Source organism: Pseudoxanthomonas sp. Root65, from assembly GCF_001427635.1.
GTDB lineage: Bacteria > Pseudomonadota > Gammaproteobacteria > Xanthomonadales > Xanthomonadaceae > Pseudoxanthomonas_A.
In genome coordinates, this window is record NZ_LMHA01000001.1 from 1,824,404 (window position 1) to 1,842,186 (window position 17,783).

Annotated in this window: 14 protein-coding genes; 8 read left to right on the forward strand and 6 right to left on the reverse strand. The window is 68.7% G+C overall.

The window, feature by feature from the left end; all coding sequences use genetic code 11:
* Positions 1-23: 23 nt before the first annotated feature.
* The 6 genes from ASD77_RS08030 to rarD all read left to right on the forward strand — a co-directional run bounded on the left by ASD77_RS08030 (position 24) and on the right by rarD (position 9,227).
* Positions 24-2,201, forward strand: coding sequence for a hypothetical protein (locus ASD77_RS08030; RefSeq protein ID WP_055939756.1), 2,178 nt, complete (start codon positions 24-26; stop codon positions 2,199-2,201).
* Positions 2,202-2,740: 539 nt separating this feature from the next.
* On the forward strand, positions 2,741-3,757 hold the full coding sequence (gene lipA, locus ASD77_RS08035) for a lipoyl synthase (protein ID WP_055939759.1): 1,017 nt from the start codon (positions 2,741-2,743) through the stop codon (positions 3,755-3,757).
* Between the two features lie 212 nt (positions 3,758-3,969).
* Positions 3,970-6,150: a carboxy terminal-processing peptidase gene (locus ASD77_RS08040; RefSeq protein ID WP_055939761.1), complete on the forward strand. Its 2,181-nt coding sequence runs from the start codon at positions 3,970-3,972 to the stop codon at positions 6,148-6,150.
* Positions 6,151-6,328: 178 nt separating this feature from the next.
* On the forward strand, positions 6,329-7,144 hold the full coding sequence (locus ASD77_RS08045) for a methylated-DNA--[protein]-cysteine S-methyltransferase (protein ID WP_235578494.1): 816 nt from the start codon (positions 6,329-6,331) through the stop codon (positions 7,142-7,144).
* A gap of 278 nt (positions 7,145-7,422) precedes the next feature.
* Complete coding sequence (gene yedA / locus ASD77_RS08050; protein ID WP_055939764.1) at positions 7,423-8,328, forward strand: drug/metabolite exporter YedA; 906 nt, start codon at positions 7,423-7,425, stop codon at positions 8,326-8,328.
* Positions 8,325-9,227, forward strand: coding sequence for an EamA family transporter RarD (rarD, locus tag ASD77_RS08055; RefSeq protein WP_055939766.1), 903 nt, complete (start codon positions 8,325-8,327; stop codon positions 9,225-9,227). Before yedA ends, rarD begins: the two co-directional genes overlap by 4 nt.
* A gap of 63 nt (positions 9,228-9,290) precedes the next feature.
* On the opposite strand, the gene ASD77_RS08060 is transcribed toward rarD, so the two are convergent.
* From ASD77_RS08060 to ASD77_RS08070, 3 genes are all read right to left on the reverse strand, one after another.
* The gene (locus tag ASD77_RS08060; protein WP_055939768.1) at positions 9,291-9,872 is read right to left on the reverse strand and encodes a hypothetical protein; all 582 of its coding nucleotides are present in this window, start codon (positions 9,870-9,872) and stop codon (positions 9,291-9,293) included.
* A gap of 10 nt (positions 9,873-9,882) precedes the next feature.
* Positions 9,883-12,078 carry a xanthine dehydrogenase family protein molybdopterin-binding subunit gene (locus ASD77_RS08065; protein ID WP_156383519.1) on the reverse strand — a complete coding sequence of 732 codons (2,196 nt, stop codon included), beginning with the start codon at positions 12,076-12,078 and terminating at the stop codon, positions 9,883-9,885.
* Between the two features lie 63 nt (positions 12,079-12,141).
* A complete protein-coding gene (locus ASD77_RS08070; RefSeq protein WP_055939772.1) occupies positions 12,142-12,597 on the reverse strand; it encodes a (2Fe-2S)-binding protein in 456 nt (151 codons plus the stop codon).
* Between the two features lie 170 nt (positions 12,598-12,767).
* Between ASD77_RS08070 and ASD77_RS08075 the strand changes: the two genes are divergently transcribed.
* Both ASD77_RS08075 and ASD77_RS08080 read left to right on the forward strand, forming a co-directional pair.
* A complete protein-coding gene (locus ASD77_RS08075) occupies positions 12,768-13,727 on the forward strand; it encodes an XdhC/CoxI family protein (RefSeq protein ID WP_055939774.1) in 960 nt (319 codons plus the stop codon).
* The gene (locus ASD77_RS08080; protein WP_235578495.1) at positions 13,724-14,323 is read left to right on the forward strand and encodes a nucleotidyltransferase family protein; all 600 of its coding nucleotides are present in this window, start codon (positions 13,724-13,726) and stop codon (positions 14,321-14,323) included. Before ASD77_RS08075 ends, ASD77_RS08080 begins: the two co-directional genes overlap by 4 nt.
* A 44-nt stretch (positions 14,324-14,367) precedes the next feature.
* Here ASD77_RS08080 and ASD77_RS08085 read toward each other — a convergent pair whose 3' ends face one another.
* The 3 genes from ASD77_RS08085 to ASD77_RS08095 are packed head-to-tail and all read right to left on the reverse strand — an operon-like array spanning position 14,368 to position 17,557.
* A complete protein-coding gene (locus ASD77_RS08085) occupies positions 14,368-15,678 on the reverse strand; it encodes an ABC transporter permease (RefSeq protein WP_055939776.1) in 1,311 nt (436 codons plus the stop codon).
* Between the two features lie 13 nt (positions 15,679-15,691).
* The gene (locus ASD77_RS08090; RefSeq protein WP_055939779.1) at positions 15,692-16,852 is read right to left on the reverse strand and encodes an FtsX-like permease family protein; all 1,161 of its coding nucleotides are present in this window, start codon (positions 16,850-16,852) and stop codon (positions 15,692-15,694) included.
* 12 nt (positions 16,853-16,864) lie between these two features.
* A complete protein-coding gene (locus ASD77_RS08095) occupies positions 16,865-17,557 on the reverse strand; it encodes an ABC transporter ATP-binding protein (RefSeq protein WP_055939782.1) in 693 nt (230 codons plus the stop codon).
* Positions 17,558-17,783: the final 226 nt, after the last annotated feature.

The following is a 17,783-nucleotide window of genomic DNA, read 5'->3' on the forward strand; positions in this document are numbered from 1 at the left end:
GCCGGATGCGGCATCCTGTGCGGATGGAACGGACATCCTTTCGCCATAACGCCCTGCGCTGGCTGTGTCGGGGTCTGATCGCCCTCGTCGCGACGTATGCGCTTTACCTGGTCGCCGGTAACGTGTTTCTCAACACGGCCCTGGGCGAGAAGGCCTTGAACCGCAAGCCGGATCGTTTCCAGATGCAGTGGGCGTCCGGCCAGACCTGGTGGCCCGGACGCGTCAGCCTGCGCGACGTGAGGCTGCAGGGCCAGTCGCGACGCATCGCATGGGAGGCGACAGCGGGGCGGGTGGAGGGACGCATCGCGCTGTGGCCGCTGCTGTCGCGGCGTCTGCACGTGCCCGACGTGCGCGCCGACGACGTCCAGGGTGGCATCCGTCGCGTCACCAAAGAACGCGTGCCGCCGCCGCCGCGCGAGGGCGGCTGGGAACTGCAGTTCGACAGCATCCGCAGCGACTCGATCCGTCGCGGCTATTTCGATGGCCTGGACCTGCGCGGCGTGGGGCGCGGTGATGTCGGCTTCTACAAGCAACTGCGCGGCGGGCCGATGGAGCTGATGCCCTCGCGCGTGGCCTTCGCCGAGGCGCGGCTGCTGCGGGACGGCGCGGAGGTGTTGCGCGAGGCCACGCTGGAGGCGCGCTTCGCGATCGACCGGCATCGGCGCGAGGACGCGGCCGGTATCGACAAGCTGCTTAAGACGCAGATCGACCTGATGCTGGCCGGACGTACCGCCGGCCTGGACGTGGCGGTCGGTCCGCAGGGCGCGGTGACGGTGAAGCCGGTGGCCGGCGAAGGTCGTGCCGACATCGCGCTGGGCTTCGATCGGGGCGCGCTCAAGCCGGGCGGACGCGCGCAATGGACCATGGCGGTGGCGGGCAACGACATCGCCGGCGCGGTGCGCAATGACATCCTCGGCATCGACGTGGCGGTGGACGAGGACATCGCGATCAAGGCGACGGTGCCACCGCAGGCCGACGGCCGGCTGGCGGTGGAGGCCGACCTGCGCCTGCGCGGCCGGCAGGTGCCGCTGCGCGATTTCGCTCGGGTGCTGCCGCGCGTGTCCGGCCATCTCGTCGGTACCTGGCACTTCGACTCGCTGCGCTGGCTGTCAGGCCTGTTCCCGCAGGCGCCCTGGCTGACGCTCGACGGCGCCGGCGCGGTCAGCGCCGATGTGCAGGTGGTCGAGGGCCGGCTGGCGGCGGGCAGTCGCATCACCGTGCCCGAGGTCGACGCGGTGGCCGAGGTGATGGACAACCGCATCCGCGGCCGCGCGCGCGCCGACATCCGGCTGGACGCCGGCAAGGACGGCGCACTGGTGCCGCGCCTGCAGGCCACGCTGGATCGCTTCGACGTGGCGCCGCTGAAGACGCCCGATACGCCGTATGTGCAGGGACGGCAGCTGACCCTGACGATCAATGCGGACGGCCCGTTGGCGCAGCTGCGCGATGCCCTGCAGGCGAGGGTCGTGTTCAAGGACGCGCGCGTGCCCGACCTGCGCGTCTACAACCCGTTCCTGCCGCGCCGGCAGATGCGCTTCGAAGGCGGTGCCGGCGTGCTCAGTGGCGACCTGTCGCTGGACGCGGCGGGCGAAGTGGGACACGGCACGGTCCGCATTGCCGGCCGTGGCACCCGCATGCACCTGGCCGGCATCCAGCTGCGCGGCGACATCGACCTGGACCTGGAACTCCGCCGCGCCGACCTGAAGCGGCGGCTGTTCGTCGCCGACGGCAGCACCGTGCGTGTGCGCAATGTCGGCTTCGCCGAACCCGGCGGCGAGTCGCGCCGCGGCTGGTGGGCGCAGGTGACGCTGGACCGGGCGCGCCTGGACGTCGACAGGCCGATCAGCGCCGGCGGCGGTGCCGACGTGACCATGAAGGATGTCGGCTTCCTGTTGGCGCTGTTCTCCCGGCAGAAGGAGTACCCGGCGTGGGTGTACCGGCTGGTCGATGCCGGCCAGGCGCGAGTGCAGGGTCGCGTGCAGTGGCGTGACGACGTGCTGATCCTGGACCGGATGCAAGCCAGCAACGACCGCTACGACATGCTGGCGCGGCTGCGCCTGCAGGGCGATCAGCGACAGGGCGATCTTTACGCCCGGTGGCGCGCGCTGAGTGTCGGCATGGAAGTGCGGGGCCCGCAGCGCACGCTGCATCTGGTGCGTGCCAAGGCCTGGTACGACGGACGCCCGCACTACCTCAAATAGCCGCGCGGGCCGGGATGGTCGCGCGCGGTATCGGCGGTTCGCCTGTTCAGGTAAACGCAGTGAAGAACGTAACCGGCGTTCTGACGAACGGTCGGGAATTGGTCTGATATCGGTAACACCCAGCAGTGACGCGGGTTTGGCTGGTGTTCATATTCGTGACATCACAGCAAGGGTCGGTGAACCGCCCGGTTTTGTTTTGCAGTGCAGCGTGCAACACCTGTAATCCACCCTTCACGATGGCCCCGCATCCCGACGTGGGGGAGGGAGCAAGCCCGCAATGACCTGGTCATTGCGGGCTTTTTTATGCCTGTGTGGCGGGGAACAAACCGCCGTTATCCGTGTGCCGCTTGGTGCCATGCCCGTGCCATGCCGGGGGCCATCTGTCCCGTAGGCCAGCCCGACGGTACCGGCCGAGCGTGCCGATCGCTTCCGGTTCGGCGGCTTGCCGCCTCGGGCGCATGTGCGGGACGTCTCGTCGATCACGCGTCGGCCCGGTGTTCCAGGTCCAGGCGTGCGGGTAAGGGGCTAGAATTGCCGCCATGGCCGATACCCCCGCACGCGTGATCCCCCTCCAGGTCGTCAGTTCCGCGCCCGCGTCGCTGGAAACCGGCGCCAAGCAGCTCGGCGGCGACAAGATTGCCCGCTCGCCGGTGCAGTTCGCCGATGCCCCGGTCCTGCGCAAACCGTCGTGGATCCGCGTGCGCATCCCGTCCGACGGTTCGGTGGCCAGGCTCAAGGCCAAGCTGCGCGAGAACCGCCTGGTCACGGTCTGCGAGGAAGCCAGCTGCCCCAACATCCACGAGTGCTTCGGGCACGGCACCGCCACCTTCATGATTCTGGGCGAGGTCTGCACGCGCCGCTGTTCGTTCTGCGACGTCGCCCACGGCCGGCCCAAGCCGCCGGATGCTTCCGAGCCGTTGAGCCTGGCGAATACGGTCGCAGACATGGGCCTGAAGTACGTGGTGGTGACCAGCGTCGACCGTGACGACCTGCGCGACGGAGGTGCCCAGCATTTCGTCGACTGCATCGCCGCCATCCGCGAGCACTCGCCGTCCACCCGCATCGAGATCCTGACGCCCGATTTCCGCGGCAAGGGCCGCATGGACCGTGCGCTGGAGATCCTGGCGGCCAATCCGCCGGACGTGTTCAACCACAACATCGAGACCGTTCCGGACCTGTACCCCAACGTCCGCCCCGGCGCCGACTACCAGTGGTCGCTGACCCTGCTGCAGCGGTTCAAGCAGCAGCATCCGCACCTGCCCACCAAGTCCGGGATCATGCTGGGCCTGGGCGAGACGATGGAACAGGTGCAGGGCACGCTGCGCGACCTGCGCGCGCACGATGTCGACATGGTCACCATCGGCCAGTACCTGCAGCCCACCGCGCACCACCATCCGGTGCTGCGCTACTGGACGCCCGACGAATTCAAGGCGCTGGAGGAATACGGCATGGCGCTCGGCTTCAGCCACGTCGCCTCCGGCCCGCTGGTGCGTTCGTCGTACCACGCCGATCAGCAGGCCGCGCAGGCGGCCGCCACCAGCCGCCAGGCCGGCTGAGCCGTCCACCGGAGCGCGCGACCCGGGCGACCGTCCGGGCGCAGTGGCGTGCATGGCGCGGGATCGCGGCAGGGCCGCGGTTCACCTTTTCCTACGCCCCGGCCCTTAGGCTGCCGAAAGGCAGATGACAAGGCACGCAACTTTGTGCACTGTCATCGTGTCGCATCCGCTGTCCGTTCCAGCCTGACGGCCCCCTGGGCCATGAGTACGCAATGACCTTGAAGAAAGCCCCCCTCCTGCTGCTGGCCCTGGCCCTCTCGACCCCGCTGGCGCTGCTCGCGCGCGGCGAGGGCGACGCGATCACCGTGGCGCCCACCGCCGACCAGGCCAACACGTCCAAACTGGTCTACGGCCTGCTGTCGGACAGCCGCTACGCCTACCGGCCGCGCCCGCTGGACGACACGCTCTCGCAGGACATCTTCAAGCGCTATTTCGAGGCGCTCGACGGCGGCAAGCAGTTCTTCACCGAAGCCGATGTGGCGCGTTTCGCGCCCTACCGCACCAAGATGGACGATGCCATCCGCAGCGGCGACCTCGCGCCGGCCTACGAGATCTTCACCGTCTACAAGCAGCGCGTCGGCCAGCGCGTGGCCTATGCCCGCGCGCTGCTGAAGCAGGACTTCGATTTCAACGGCAACGAGCGCTGGGAATACGACCGCGAAGACGCGCCGTGGGCCGCCGACGGCAAGGCGCTGGATGCGATCTGGAAGAAGTCGGTGATGAACGACTGGCTGCGCCTGAAGCTGGCCGGCAAGAAGCCCGACGACATCCGCAAGACGCTGGACAAGCGTTACGCCAACCTGCAGCGGAGCATCAACGAGCTGAAGACCGAAGACGTCTTCCAGACGTTCCTCAATTCCTACACCGGCGCGATCGATCCGCATACCGACTATTTCACCCCGCGCACCGCCGAAAATTTCAACCAGTCGATGTCGCTGTCGCTGGAAGGCATCGGCGCCGTGCTGCAACGGCAGGACGATCTGGTGGCGATCCGCGAGATCGTGCCGGGCGGCCCGGCCGACCTGAGCGGCAAGCTGAAGATCGGCGACCGCATCGTCGCGGTCGGGCAGGGCAAGTCGGGACCGCTGACCGATGTGATCGGCTGGCGCATCGACGATGTCGTCGCGCAGATCCGCGGCAAGAAGGACACGCAGGTCCGCATCGAATACATCCCGGTCGAAGCCGGCATCGACGGCAAGCATGCGCAGGTCACCATCACCCGGCAGAAGGTCAAGCTGGAAGAGCAGGCCGCCAAGTCCGAGATCATTTCGCTGCCGGCCGCCGGCGGCGAGCCCGCGCGTCGCATCGGTGTGATCAAGCTGCCGGCGTTCTACCAGGACTTTGAAGGCCGCCGGCGCAACCCGAACGACTTCAATTCCGCCACCCGCGACATCGCCAAGCTGCTGGCCCAGTTCAAGACCCAGGGCGTGGACGGCGTGGTGATGGACCTGCGCAACAACGGCGGTGGCTCGCTGGACGAGGCGGTGGAGCTGACCGGCCTGTTCGTTGACAAGGGGCCGGTGGTGCAGGTGCGCGAATCCGGTGGCCGGGTGACGGTCAACAGCGACCGCAAGCCCGGCGTGTCGTGGGACGGCCCGCTGGCCGTGCTGATCAATCGCGCCTCGGCGTCCGCATCCGAGATCTTCGCCGGCGCCATCCAGGACTACGGTCGTGGCCTGGTGATCGGCGAGACCAGCTTCGGCAAGGGCACCGTGCAGAACATGGTCGACCTGGACCGCTGGCCGGCCAATGAAGCGCCGCGCTTCGGTTCGGTGAAGCTGACCATCGCGCAGTTCTTCCGCGTGGCCGGCGGCAGTACCCAGCACAAGGGCGTGGTGCCGGACATCGCGTTCCCGGTGAGCGTCGATGCCAGCGAGTACGGCGAGAGCACGTACGACAACGCCCTGCCGTGGACGCGTATCGCCGCGGTCCCGCACACGCAGTACGGCAACTTTGCGCCGCTGCTGCCGCGCCTGGAGGCGCTGCACGCGGCGCGCTCGGCCAAGGACAAGGAATTCCAGTGGTGGTCCGAGGACGTGGCGCAGTTCCGCGCAGAGGCGGCGAAGAAGTACGTGTCGCTCAACGAAGCCGAACGTCGCGCCGAGCGCGACCGCCAGGACCAGCAGCGCAAACAGCGCCAGGCCGAACGCAAGGCGCTGGGGCTCGCGCTGGATCCGCTGGCCGAGGACCTGGCCGATGACGGCCTGGGTGCGTCCGAGCGCGACATCGTCAAGGACGCGCAGCGCGAGAAGCTGGCCGACAAGCGCCCCGATCCGCTGCTGCGCGAGTCCGCGGCCATCCTGTCCGACGCCATCGGCATCCTCGGCCAGGACCGCAAGCTGTCGGCGCAGGTGCTGCCCGATTCGCCGGGTCCGGGTCGCTGGGCTGAGTGAGGCAGTGTTGAGTGGTGAGGAGTGAGGAGTGAGCGTACGCAATGCGCTCTTCCTCGTTACTCACTCCTCCGCGCTCACGCCTCGGATGAAGCGCAAGATCCGGATAGTCGGGCTGGCGCACTCGCCCTAGTCTGGGCGCATGGACACCATGTCGCGCCGATCGCTTCCCACCTCTAACGTGCCTGTCGCCGATCCGCTCGATCAGGCGCTCCGCCTGCTCGACGAGGGCGAACCCTCGTTGTCTGAACTCGCTTCGCAGACCGGCCTGAGCGCCTCCCATCTGCAGCGCCGTTTCCGTGCGCGCTTCGGACTGAGTCCGGCCGAATATCTGGCACGCAAGAAGCTGGGGACGCTGAAGAGCGCGTTGCGCGAAGGACGCGACGTCACCACGGCGCTGTACGACGCCGGCTACGGTTCGCCGTCGCGGCTGTACGAACAGGGAGCGGCGAAACTGGGCATGACCCCGGCCACCTACCGCGCCGGCGGCCGCGGCGTGGCGATCCGCTGGACGCTGGTCGACACCGTGCTCGGTCGCGCGCTGGTGGCGGCCACCGAGCGCGGCATCTGCGCGGTCGAACTGGGCGATGACGATGCCGCGCTGGAGCGGCGGCTGCGCGAGGAGTTTCCGCTGGCGCAGACCGAGCGGGTCGATGCCGGTCGCGACGACTACCTGGCCCCCCGCTTGCGTGCCGTCGCCGAGCGGCTGGCGGGTCGCGAGGCCGAGGTGCCGGTGGACCTGCTGGGCACCGGTTTCCAGCAACGGGTCTGGGAGGCGCTGATGAAGATTCCGGCGGGAGACACCGTCAGCTATGCAGGACTGGCGCAGTCGCTGGGCGCACCGCGCGCGGCCCGGGCGGTGGCCAGCGCCTGCGCGCACAACCGCATCGCCGTGGTCGTGCCCTGCCATCGCGTGATCCGGGGAGACGGCTCACCCGGTGGCTATCGGTGGGGCCTGCCGCGCAAGGAGCAGTTGCTGGCGCGCGAACGCGGCTGATCGACGCGTCCGTGTGGGAGCGATGGGTGTGCCGGGTGGCTGCATCGTGTCGGTGGATCCCGCAGGTGGGGGCAACGCCGTGATGCGCGCGCGCATGATGTCCAGAGCGCTCCATCGCGACTTACGTCGCTCCCACACTTCGCAGCCTGGACCCGAAGCCGTCTTGAAGGCGATTCAAGCCTGCCCGGAAAGGTTTCAAGCAGCCGAGGGCATCCGTGTCATGCCGCGGGTCCGTGGCTGGCCTAGAATTGCGCCTTGCCGCACTCCCCACGGTCCCCATGAACGCTCCCGTTTCCGCCGCGCCCGCGCGTGGCGGGCTTGCCGTCGCTGCCGCCCTGGCCATCGTCTACGTGGTCTGGGGTTCGACCTATCTCGGCATCCGCATTGCACTGGAAGGCGGCTTTCCGCCGTTGCTGATGGTGTCGGGCAGCCGCTTCGTCGCGGCCGGCGTGGTGATGTTCCTGTTCCTGCGCTGGCGCGGGGTCGCACCGCCCACGCGGGCGCAGTGGAAGAACGTGCTGGTGATGGGCGCGCTGCTGCTGTTGATGGGCAACGGCATGGTGGTGCTGGCCGAACAGACGGTCTCGTCCGGCCTGGCCGCGGTCGCGGTGGCGTCGATGCCGCTGTGGATGGGCCTGTTCGGCGCGCTGCGCGGCCAGCATGCGACGAAGGCCGAGTGGCTGGGCATCGTCATCGGCTTCGCCGGCGTGGTGTGGCTCAACGCCGGCAGTTCGCTCACCGGTTCGCCGGTCGGCCTGGTGTTGCTGCTGATCGCGCCGATCGCATGGGCCTACGGGTCGGTGTGGTCGCGCGGCCGCGATCTGCCCTCGCCGTTCATGACGGCGGCGGCGCAGATGCTGGCGGCCGGCGTGATGCTGGTGGTCGCCGGCCTGTTGCACGGCGAACGCTTCAACACGGCGGAGTGGACGCTCACCGGCGGACTGGCGGTGGCCTACCTGGCGGTGTTCGGCTCGATCATCGCCTTCACCGCCTACGTGTGGCTGCTGCACCATGCGCGCCCGGTGCTGGTCGGCAGCTATGCCTACGTCAATCCGGTGATCGCGGTGGCGTTGGGCGCTTTCATCGCCGGTGAAACCTTCACGCGCCACGATCTCGGCGCGATGGCGGTGATCCTGGCGGGCGTGGTGTTCATCACGCTGGCACGGGCGCGCCAGGCGAAATGAGCGCGCCCATCGACCGCAAGGGGCTGGCGATCACCGCCGGCACGTTCCTGATCTGGGGCGTGGTGCCGCTCTACTGGCATCTGCTGAAAGCGGTGCCGTCGTTCCACATCATCGCGCACCGCATCGTGTGGAGCGCGGTGCTGGTGCTCGGCTGGCTGCTGCTGAAGCACGGACGCAGCTGGTGGCGGCAGGTCCGTGCGCAGCCGCGCGCCGTGCCGCTGCTCGGCGTGAGCAGCCTGCTGATCGCGTTCAACTGGGGCCTGTACATCTGGGCGGTCAATGCGGGCCACGTGGTCGAGACCAGCCTGGGTTACTTCATCAATCCGTTGATCAACGTGGTGCTGGGCGTGCTGGTGCTGCGTGAACGGCTGTCGCCCGCGCAATGGGTCGCGGTGGGCTTCGCCCTGCTCGGCGTGGCCTGGCTGACGCTGCAGGCCGGCGCGCCGCCGTGGATCGCGTTGGGTCTGGCATTCTCGTTCGGCCTGTACGGACTGGTGCGCAAACTGGTCGCGGTGGATCCGGTGGCCGGGCTGGGTGTCGAGAGCCTGTATCTGTTCCTGCCGGCGCTGGCCTATGTGGTCTGGGGCGAATTCGGCCACGGTGGCGGCTTCGTCAGCGGCTACGGCTGGAAGAACGACCTGCTGCTGGTGTTCGGCGGCGCGGTCACCGCGGTGCCGCTGATCGGCTTCGCTTACGGCGTGCGTCGCATCCCGCTGTCGGTGGTGGGCCTGTTGCAGTACATCGCACCGAGCATCCAGCTGCTGATCGGCGTGCTGGTGTTCCGCGAAGCCTTCGGCATCGAACGCGCGATCGGCTTCGCCGCCATCTGGACCGGGCTGCTGATCTTCGCCACGGACGGCCTGTGGCGTGCACGCCGTCGCGACATGGCGGCGGCGTAGCGCGGCGCTCGCTTCGCTGCTTGTCGGTCCGAGGCCGTTAGCGGGGCATGCCCGGCGCTTGCGTCAGCCTTGCGCAGCGGGCGCGGGGCAGGGGCCGCCGGCGTCGGCCCAGGTCTTGAACGCGGCGACGAACTGGTCGTGCGGCACCGGCACCGGGGCGCGTTCGCCGCCGGGATTCCAGCCCCACAACACCAGCTTGTCTTCCGCCACGTGCTTGAGCAGGGCGTCGAAGTCGCGGTCGCCGTTGCGCTTCTTGTCCTGGATCATCGCGCACAGCTGGTCGGCCGGCAGGCCGATCCAGGCCATCTTCTGGTCAGGCGGCGGCAGCTGCCAGTGCGGTGCGCCCGGCGGTGCGTGCGGGCCGTAGCTGGCAGGCGCGTTCTGTTCGGCATGGCAGGTGGAACAGGGCAGGCCGGGCGCGCCCTTGCCGTCCGGCCCGCGCGCCACGTTCATCGCGTGCGGTGTCTGCGCATCGAACTGCAGCGGGGCATCGCCCGGGATATGGCAGTTGCTGCAGCGCGGGTGCTGGAACACCTTCTCCACGGTGGCGAAGGCGGTCAGCGCCTGTGCTTTCTGTTCCTCGCTGATGCGGGGGCCGCAGGCGGTCAGCAGGAGTACGGTCAGGGACATCAGGGCGATGCGCATGGCGGTCTCCTCAGGCGGTCGGCGTGGGGGTGGCGGAGGCGACCGGCAGCCGCAACGGCAGCTCGCGCAGGCGCTGCCCGGTCAGGGCGAACACCGCATTGGCCACGGCCGGTGCGATCGGCGGCGTGCCGGGTTCGCCCACGCCGCCCATCTTCTCGGTGCTGGGCACAATGTGGACCTCGATCTTCGGCATCTCGTGCATGCGCAGCACGCGGTAGTCGTGGTAGTTGGATTCCTGCACCTGACCTTCCTTCAGCGTGAGCGTGCCATGCAGGGTGGCGCCCAGGCCGAACACGATGCCGGACTCCATCTGCGCCTCCACGGCGGACGGATTGACCGCCACGCCGCAGTCGATCGCGCAGACCACGCGGTGCACGCGGATCTGACCGTCCTCGACCGAGACCTCGGCCACCTGCGCGACGTAGCTGCCGAACGACTCGTGCACGGCGATGCCGCGTCCGCGTCCTTCCGGGGACGGCGACGACCAGCCGGCCTTCTCCGCCGCCAGATTCAGCGCGGCAAGGTGGCGCGGATGGTCCTTCAGCAGGGTGCGACGGTACTCCACCGGGTCCTTGCCAGCCGCGTGCGCCAGTTCGTCGACGAAACCTTCCATGACGAAGCCGTTGGCGCTGTGGCCCACCGAGCGCCACCACAACACGGGAATGCCGGTCTTCGGCGAATGCAGGTCGACGCGGTGCGCCGGCGTGCCCAGCACGTACGGTGAATTGGCGACACCTTCGGTCGAGGTGGCATCGATGCCGTCCTTGACCATCATCGCCTCCATGAAGGTGCCGGCCATGATCGACTGGCCCACCATCACCTGGTGCCACGCCTTAGGCAGGCCGTCCTCGCCCAGGCCGACCTTGATCTTCTCGACGAAGGCCGAACGGTAGTAGCCGCCACGCGTGTCGTCCTCGCGCGTCCACACGGTCTTGACCGGGGCCTTCGCCGCCTTGGCGACGTGGACCGCCTCGGACACCACGTCGGAATCGGGCGTGGCGCGGCGACCGAAGCCGCCGCCGAGGAACGGCGTGTGGATGCGGATGTTCTCCGGCGGAATGCCGAGGATCCTGGCGGTGCTGTTCTGGTCCAGCGTCGGGAACTGCGTGCCGCACCAGATGTCGCACTCGCCGTCGGCGATCTTGACGGTGCAGTTCAGCGGTTCCATCGCCGCGTGGGCGAGGTAGGGCACGGCGTACTCGGCATCGACGGTCTTGGCGGCCTTGCTGAGCTCGGCGACGACATCGCCGGCGCGTATGGCGGTGGGGCCGTCCTCGGTGGCGAGTTGCGAGAACTGCTGCCGCAGCGTCGCGCTGTCCAGCGTGGCGCCTTCGCCGGCTTCCCACACCACCTGCAGCGCATCGCGTCCGAGCTTGGCCGCCCAGAAGTGTTCGGCCACCACGGCAACGCCGCTGGGCACCTGCACCACATCGCGTACGCCGGGCACGGCACGCGCTGCGGTGGCATCGAACGATTTCACCGTGCCGCCGAACACCGGCGAGCGCAGCACCACGGCGGTCAGCAGGCCCTCGAACTGCACGTCCATGCCGAACACGGCCTTGCCGGTGATCTTCTCCGGCGTATCCAGGCGCTTGGTCGCCTTGCCGATGAGCTTCCAGTCCTTGGGGTCGCGCAGCGTCAGTGTCTTCGGATCGGGCGGCGGCAGCTTGCCGGCGGCATCGGCAAGCTCGCCGTAGCGCAGGCGCTGCGTGCCGGACACCACGGCGCCGTTCTCGGTGCGCAGGTCGGCGAGCGGCACGTTGAGGCGCGCCGCGGCGGCCTGCAGCAGCAGGTTGCGCGCGACGGCGCCGGCCTGGCGGTAGCGGTCGAACTCGGACCACGTGGTGGTCGAGCCGCCGGTGCCCTGCATGCCGAACACCGGGCTGGTATAGGCCTTGTCGGCCGGGCCGTGTTCGACCCGGATCTTCGACCAGTCGGCATCCAATTCTTCGGCGATCAGCATCGGCAGCGTGGTCCAGATGCCCTGGCCCATCTCGGCATGCGCGAGCAGCACGGTGATCGAGTCGTCGGCGGCGATGCGCAGGAAGGCATTCGGTGCGAATGCGGCGGCGCTCGCCGGCTGCGCCTCCTGGGCCCAGGCGAAGCGGCGGGCGCCGGGAACGGCGATGGCTACGACCAGTCCGCCGCCGACCAGGGCGGTCGAACGCAGGAAGCCACGGCGCGAGGATTTCAGTTCAAGGTTCACGGACACAACCTCCGTCGAACATCGGATCGGAGCCGCGGCAGCACATGCCGCAGCGAAGTGGAATCAGGCTTTGCCGATTTCCGCGGCGCGGTGCACGGCAGCGCGGATGCGCTGGTAGGTGCCGCAGCGGCAGAGGTTGCCGGAGAGGGCGTGGTCGATGTCGTTGTCGGTCGGCGCAGGCACCACGGCCAGCAACGCGGCGGCCGACATGATCTGCCCGGACTGGCAGTAGCCGCACTGCACCACGTCCAGCTCGGCCCATGCCTTCTGCACGGGATGCGAGCCGTCGGCCGACAGGCCTTCGATGGTGGTGATCTTCTTGCCGGCGACGGCGGAGGCGGGCGTCACGCAGGCGCGCAACGGCGAGCCATCGACGTGCACGGTGCAGGCGCCGCACTGCGCGATGCCGCAGCCGAACTTGGTGCCGGTGAGGCCCATCAGGTCGCGCAGGACCCAGAGCAGCGGCATGTCGTCGGGCGCGTCGACGTCGCGCTCCGATCCATTGACGTTCAACTTCATGGGGTCTCCTGGCGGCGGCGTGGGACCTGGCGACGATACTCCGTGGCCGCGTGGCCTGCCAGTGAAACCGTGCGCGGCGGCTTGCATGATCCTGCGCGATGCTTGCCCGATGCCCCGACGCGCAAGCGAGGCGTTGCCTTCGGCCCCGTGCTTGCGCCATCGTGGTGCGCATGTCGGTCCATCGCCATCCACTGGAAGTTTCCGCGCGCGCCAGCGAGGCCGGCGACGGCGCCGCGCTGGTCGTCGTCGTCGCCACCGAGGGCTCGACGTACGTGCGGCAGGGCGCGATGGCCGTGTTCGCCGCCGACGATACGCAGACCGGCTGGCTCAGCGGCGGTTGCCTGGAGCCGGAGATCGCGCGCCGCGCACGGCACGCGGTGGCGGCCGGGCATCTGGATGCGATGGACATCGACACGCGCGATGACGAAGACCTGCTGGCCGGTTCGGCGGTCGGCTGTCGCGGCCGCCTGCACCTGGCGCTGCTGCCGCTGGATCGGCTGCCCGGCTGGTCGCAGGTGGTGCAGGCGTGGTGGCGGGGTGCCGGTCCGCTGTCGCTGCGGCTGTCGGCCGACGGTGGTGTGGCGGCGCGTGCGGGCGAGGTCGACCATGCATGGACACTGCCCGTCGCGGCGTCGGCCATGGTCGACGTGGCGGGCGAGGTGACGGTGCCGCCACCGCCGCGCGTCGCGATCTTCGGCGGCGGTCCCGAGACCCGCATGCTGGTGGCGTCGCTGCGCCAGCTCGGCTGGCATGTCACCGTGGTGGAACGGCGTGCGCGCTGGATTCCTGCCGAGGAGGTGGCCGATGTGTGGCTGATGCAGGCGCCCGAGGACGCATTGCGCAGCCTTCATCCTGCGCCGGATGCCGCGCTGGTGATGCACCACCATTTCGAATACGACCGCGAAGCCCTGGTGGCGCTGACGCCGTCGGCCATCCCCTTCATCGGCCTGCTCGGTCCGGTGCGGCGGCGCGAAGACCTGCTGCGGGTGATTCCTTCCGCGCTGCACGGCGCATTGCTGCCGCGGCTGCGTTCGCCGATCGGCTTGAAGCTGGGCGGGCAGGGACCGGAAGCCATCGCGCTGAGCATCGCTGCGCAGCTGCAGGCCTGGCATCACGGCGAGCCGGCGTGAGTAGTTCGCACGCGGCGGTCGTGCTGGCGGCCGGTGGCAGCACGCGGTTGGGACGTCCGAAGCAACTGCTGACGCGCGAGGATGAAACACTGGTGCATCGCGCGGCGCGACTGGCGTTGGCGTCCGGTGCTGCGCGCGTGCTGGTGGTCGTCGGGGCGCAGGCGGATGACGTCACCCGTGCAGTGAATGACCTGCCCGTGGAATGCGTGGTCAACGCGCAATGGCGCGCGGGTCTGGCCGGGAGCGTGCGCGTCGCCGCCGAGGCGCTTGCCACGCACGCAGAGGCGACCCTGCTGCTGACCTGCGATCAACCCGCGCTGGAGGTCGCCCATCTTCTGGCGTTGCTGGAGGCCTCCCGTCGGGCATCGTCGGGATCCGCGGCGACGCGTCTCGGTGATCGCGTCGGTATTCCCGCCGTCGTCGCTGCGACGATGCTGCGCGCGGCACTGGCCGTGCAGGGAGATCGTGGACTGCGCGATGCACTCAACGCGGCTGGCGCGGACGTCATCGCCTGCGAAGCGCCCGACCTGGCGCACGATATCGATGTGCTGGACGATATCGCGGCGGCCATCGCGAAGGGATGGCTGGATCCTTGAACGCGACAAGGCGCCGGCATCCGCCGGCGCCTCGTTGATCCATCTCAGATCGCGCGCAGTGCCTGCGTGATCGGCAACCGCGCCGCCCGCAATGCCGGGAACAGGCCACCGACCAGGCCGATGCCGAGCGCCCACTTCAGGCCGCTCCACAACAGCTCCGGCGTGACCTTGAACTGGAACACCACCTGGCTGAAGTTGCTGCCCAGCGTGGCCACGCTGTAGCCGTTGAACACCACCCAGGCGATCAGTCCGCCCAGCACCCCGCCGAGCAGGGCCAGCAGCATCGTCTCCAGCATCACCGCCATCACCACCGGCAGGCCGCGGAAGCCGATGGCGCGCATGGTGGCGATCTCGCGCGCACGCCCCGCGACGGCCGCATACATGGTGTTGAGCGCGCCGAACACCGCGCCGATCGCCATGATGGTGCCGATGACGGTCCCGAGCACCTTGATCAGCGTGTTCAGGCCGGTGGACTGCTTGGTGTAGTAGTCGCGCGTGGTCAGCACGTCCAGCTTCAGACGCGGGTCGTTCTCCATCGCCTGCTTGAACTGGTCGAAGCCCGCCTTGCCTTCGGTACGCACGGTCACCGACTGGTAGGCGCGGCGGTCGTAGGCGGACGACAGCGTGTCGATGTCCGTCCACAGCTCCGAGTCGTGCGCGTCGCCGGAGGCGAACACGCCGACCACCGTCCATTCCTGGTTGCCGAGCCGCAGCGTCTTGCCGATGTCGAGGCCGCGGTACTGCCCCTTCGCGCCCTGGCCGACCACGATCTCGCGCACGCCGACGTTGAACTTGCGTCCTTCGACCAGTTTCACCTGCGGACGGATCGCCCACGCCGCCTCGCTGACGCCACGGAACTGCGCGTTGGCATCCTCGCCGGTGCTGGCGGTCGGCAGGTTGACGATCTGCGAGAGCTCCGGCGACAGCAGGGCCCGGCCGTCCGGACCCTTGGCCACGCCGGCCAGGGTGGAGATCAGCGGTACCTGGTCGCGACTGATGACGGAATTCGTCTCCGCCTGCGAACCGCCGCGCAACACGATGGCGGTGTCTTCGCCGCCGGTCTGCTTGAGGGTGGCGGAAAAGCCTTCGCCCATCGCCAGCATCGCCACCAGCACGCCGACAACGCCGGCGATGCCGACCACGATGACCGACGACGCACCCCACCGCTGCGGCAGGCTGGCGATGCCGATCTTTGCGGCCTCCAGCGACAGGCGCCCACTGCGGGTGAGGAGCAGCCACAGCACCAGCGCCACCGCGATACCCAGCACCGCGAACCACGGCAGCACGATCCACACGCCGAGTCCGACGACCAGCGCGACGATGGAGATGAGATTGCCCAACCATTGCTTCTTCATGTCATGTCTCCTGTCAGCGGCCGGCCAATGCATCGACGATCTTCAATCGCATCGCGCGGGTCGCCGGCAGCGCGCCGACGATCAGTCCGATCGCGACCATCAGTCCCAACCCCACGCCCCAGGTCTGCGCCGGGATGGACGGCAGCGCGATCATGCCGTTGCTGGCGCCGCTGACCACCGGGATGAGTGCCGACGCGATCAGCATGCCGAGCACGCCGCCGAGTACGATCAGCAGCACCGATTCGACCAGCACGAGCACCAGCACGGTGCCGTTGGTGAAGCCCAGCGTCTTCAACACGGCGAGCTCCGGGACGCGCTCGCGTACCGCCTGCGCCATGGTGTTGCCGGTCAGAAGCAGCAGGGTGAAGAACACCGCCGCCATGATCGCGGTAACGATCAGGCCGATGTCGGCGAACTGCTTGGCGAAGGACTGGTTGAAGGCCTGCTCGGTCTGGGTTTTGGTCTCGTGCGCGGAGTTGGCCGAGATCGCATCGATGGCGTTGGCCACGCGGGTGGCGTGGTTCACGTTGTCCAGCTTCACCATGTACCAGCCGATCTGGCCGTTGACGTACTGGTTGGCCTCGTCGAAGTACTTCCAGTGGAACAGCAGCTGGTTCTCCTCGCCCTTGCGCTTGCTGTCGGCCAGCTTGAAGGTGCCGCGCAGCGTCAGTGGCCAGGCGTTGCTGCCATCCTTCTGCGGGAAGATGGTCGCCTGCAACGGGATGGTGTCGCCGATCTTCCAGCCGAAGCGCCTGGCCAGGTTCTCGCCGACGATGGCGCCGGTGCGGTCGGCTTCCCAGGCCTTCAGCTGCGCCGGATCGATGATGTATTCCGGGTACATCTCCATGTAGCCGGGACCGACCGAGAAGTTGGGGAAGAAGTTCTTCGGATCCTTGTAGATGCCGCCGAACCACGCGGCGTACGCACTCTTCTTGACTCCCGGCGTGGCGTCGATGCGGGCCGACAGGCTGTACGGCAGCATCTGCGTGATCGACAGCCGCGACGCGACCACCAGGCGGTCCGCACCGGCCACGCTGCCGCCGGAGTTGAACGCCACGCGTACCGAGTCGAGCAGGCCGAACAGCAGGAAGGCCGCCACCACCGAGAGCAGGGTCAGCAGTGTCCGCGTCTTGCTGCGGAACAGCGCCGACCATATCAGCGAGAAATATTTCATGGTCGCCTCCGGTCAGTGCGCGCCGGCCGGGGCATCGGCCAGTTCGCCCTTGTCCAGGTGGATGGTGTGGGTGGCGTATTCGGCCGCTTTCGGATCGTGCGTGACCATGATGATGGTCTTGCCATGTTCCTTGTTGAGCATCTGCAGCAGGTTGAGGATCTCCTCGGCCGAATGCCGGTCGAGGTCGCCGGTCGGTTCGTCGCAGATCAGGAAGGTCGGGTCGGAGACGATGGCGCGGGCGATGGCCACGCGCTGCTGCTGGCCACCGGAGAGTTCATTGGGACGGTGCGACTTGCGGTCGGCCAGGCCCACCAGCTGCAGCGCGATCTCCGCGTTGCGCTTGCGCTGCGCGCCGCCGAGCTTGGTCAGCAGCAGCGGCAGTTCGACATTGCGCTGCGCGGTCAGCGTGGGCATCAGGTTGTAGAACTGGAACACGAAGCCGACATGCGAGCTGCGCCAGTGCGCCAGCTGGCCATCGTTCATCTGGTCGATGCGCTGGCCCTCGATCTCGATCTCGCCGCCGCTGGGCGTGTCCAGCCCGCCGATCAGGTTGAGCAGCGTGGTCTTGCCCGATCCGGACGGCCCCATCAGCGCGACGAAGTCGCCGTGCGGGATGTCCAGGTCGATGCCGTGCAGCACCTGCACCTTCTCGGGGCCGCGCTGGTAGGTCTTGGTGAGGTTGCGGATGGAAACCAGGGAGGACATGGGCGTGTTCCTTCGTTGCGAGTCGGGAGGTGGCGCAGGCGGGGCGGTGAGCATTGCGGACGATCGGCACGGGGTCTGGCCTGATCGATGGATCTTGCGAAGTCTTTCGTGCGACGAAGCGGGAAACAGGCTTTCGACACGGTGGTGGTTCGCTGGACGTGGTTGGTGCGTACTGCTGTCTTGCCGATACGGCGAGTCGTCTTGGTGCCGCCCGCCGCGGAGGCCT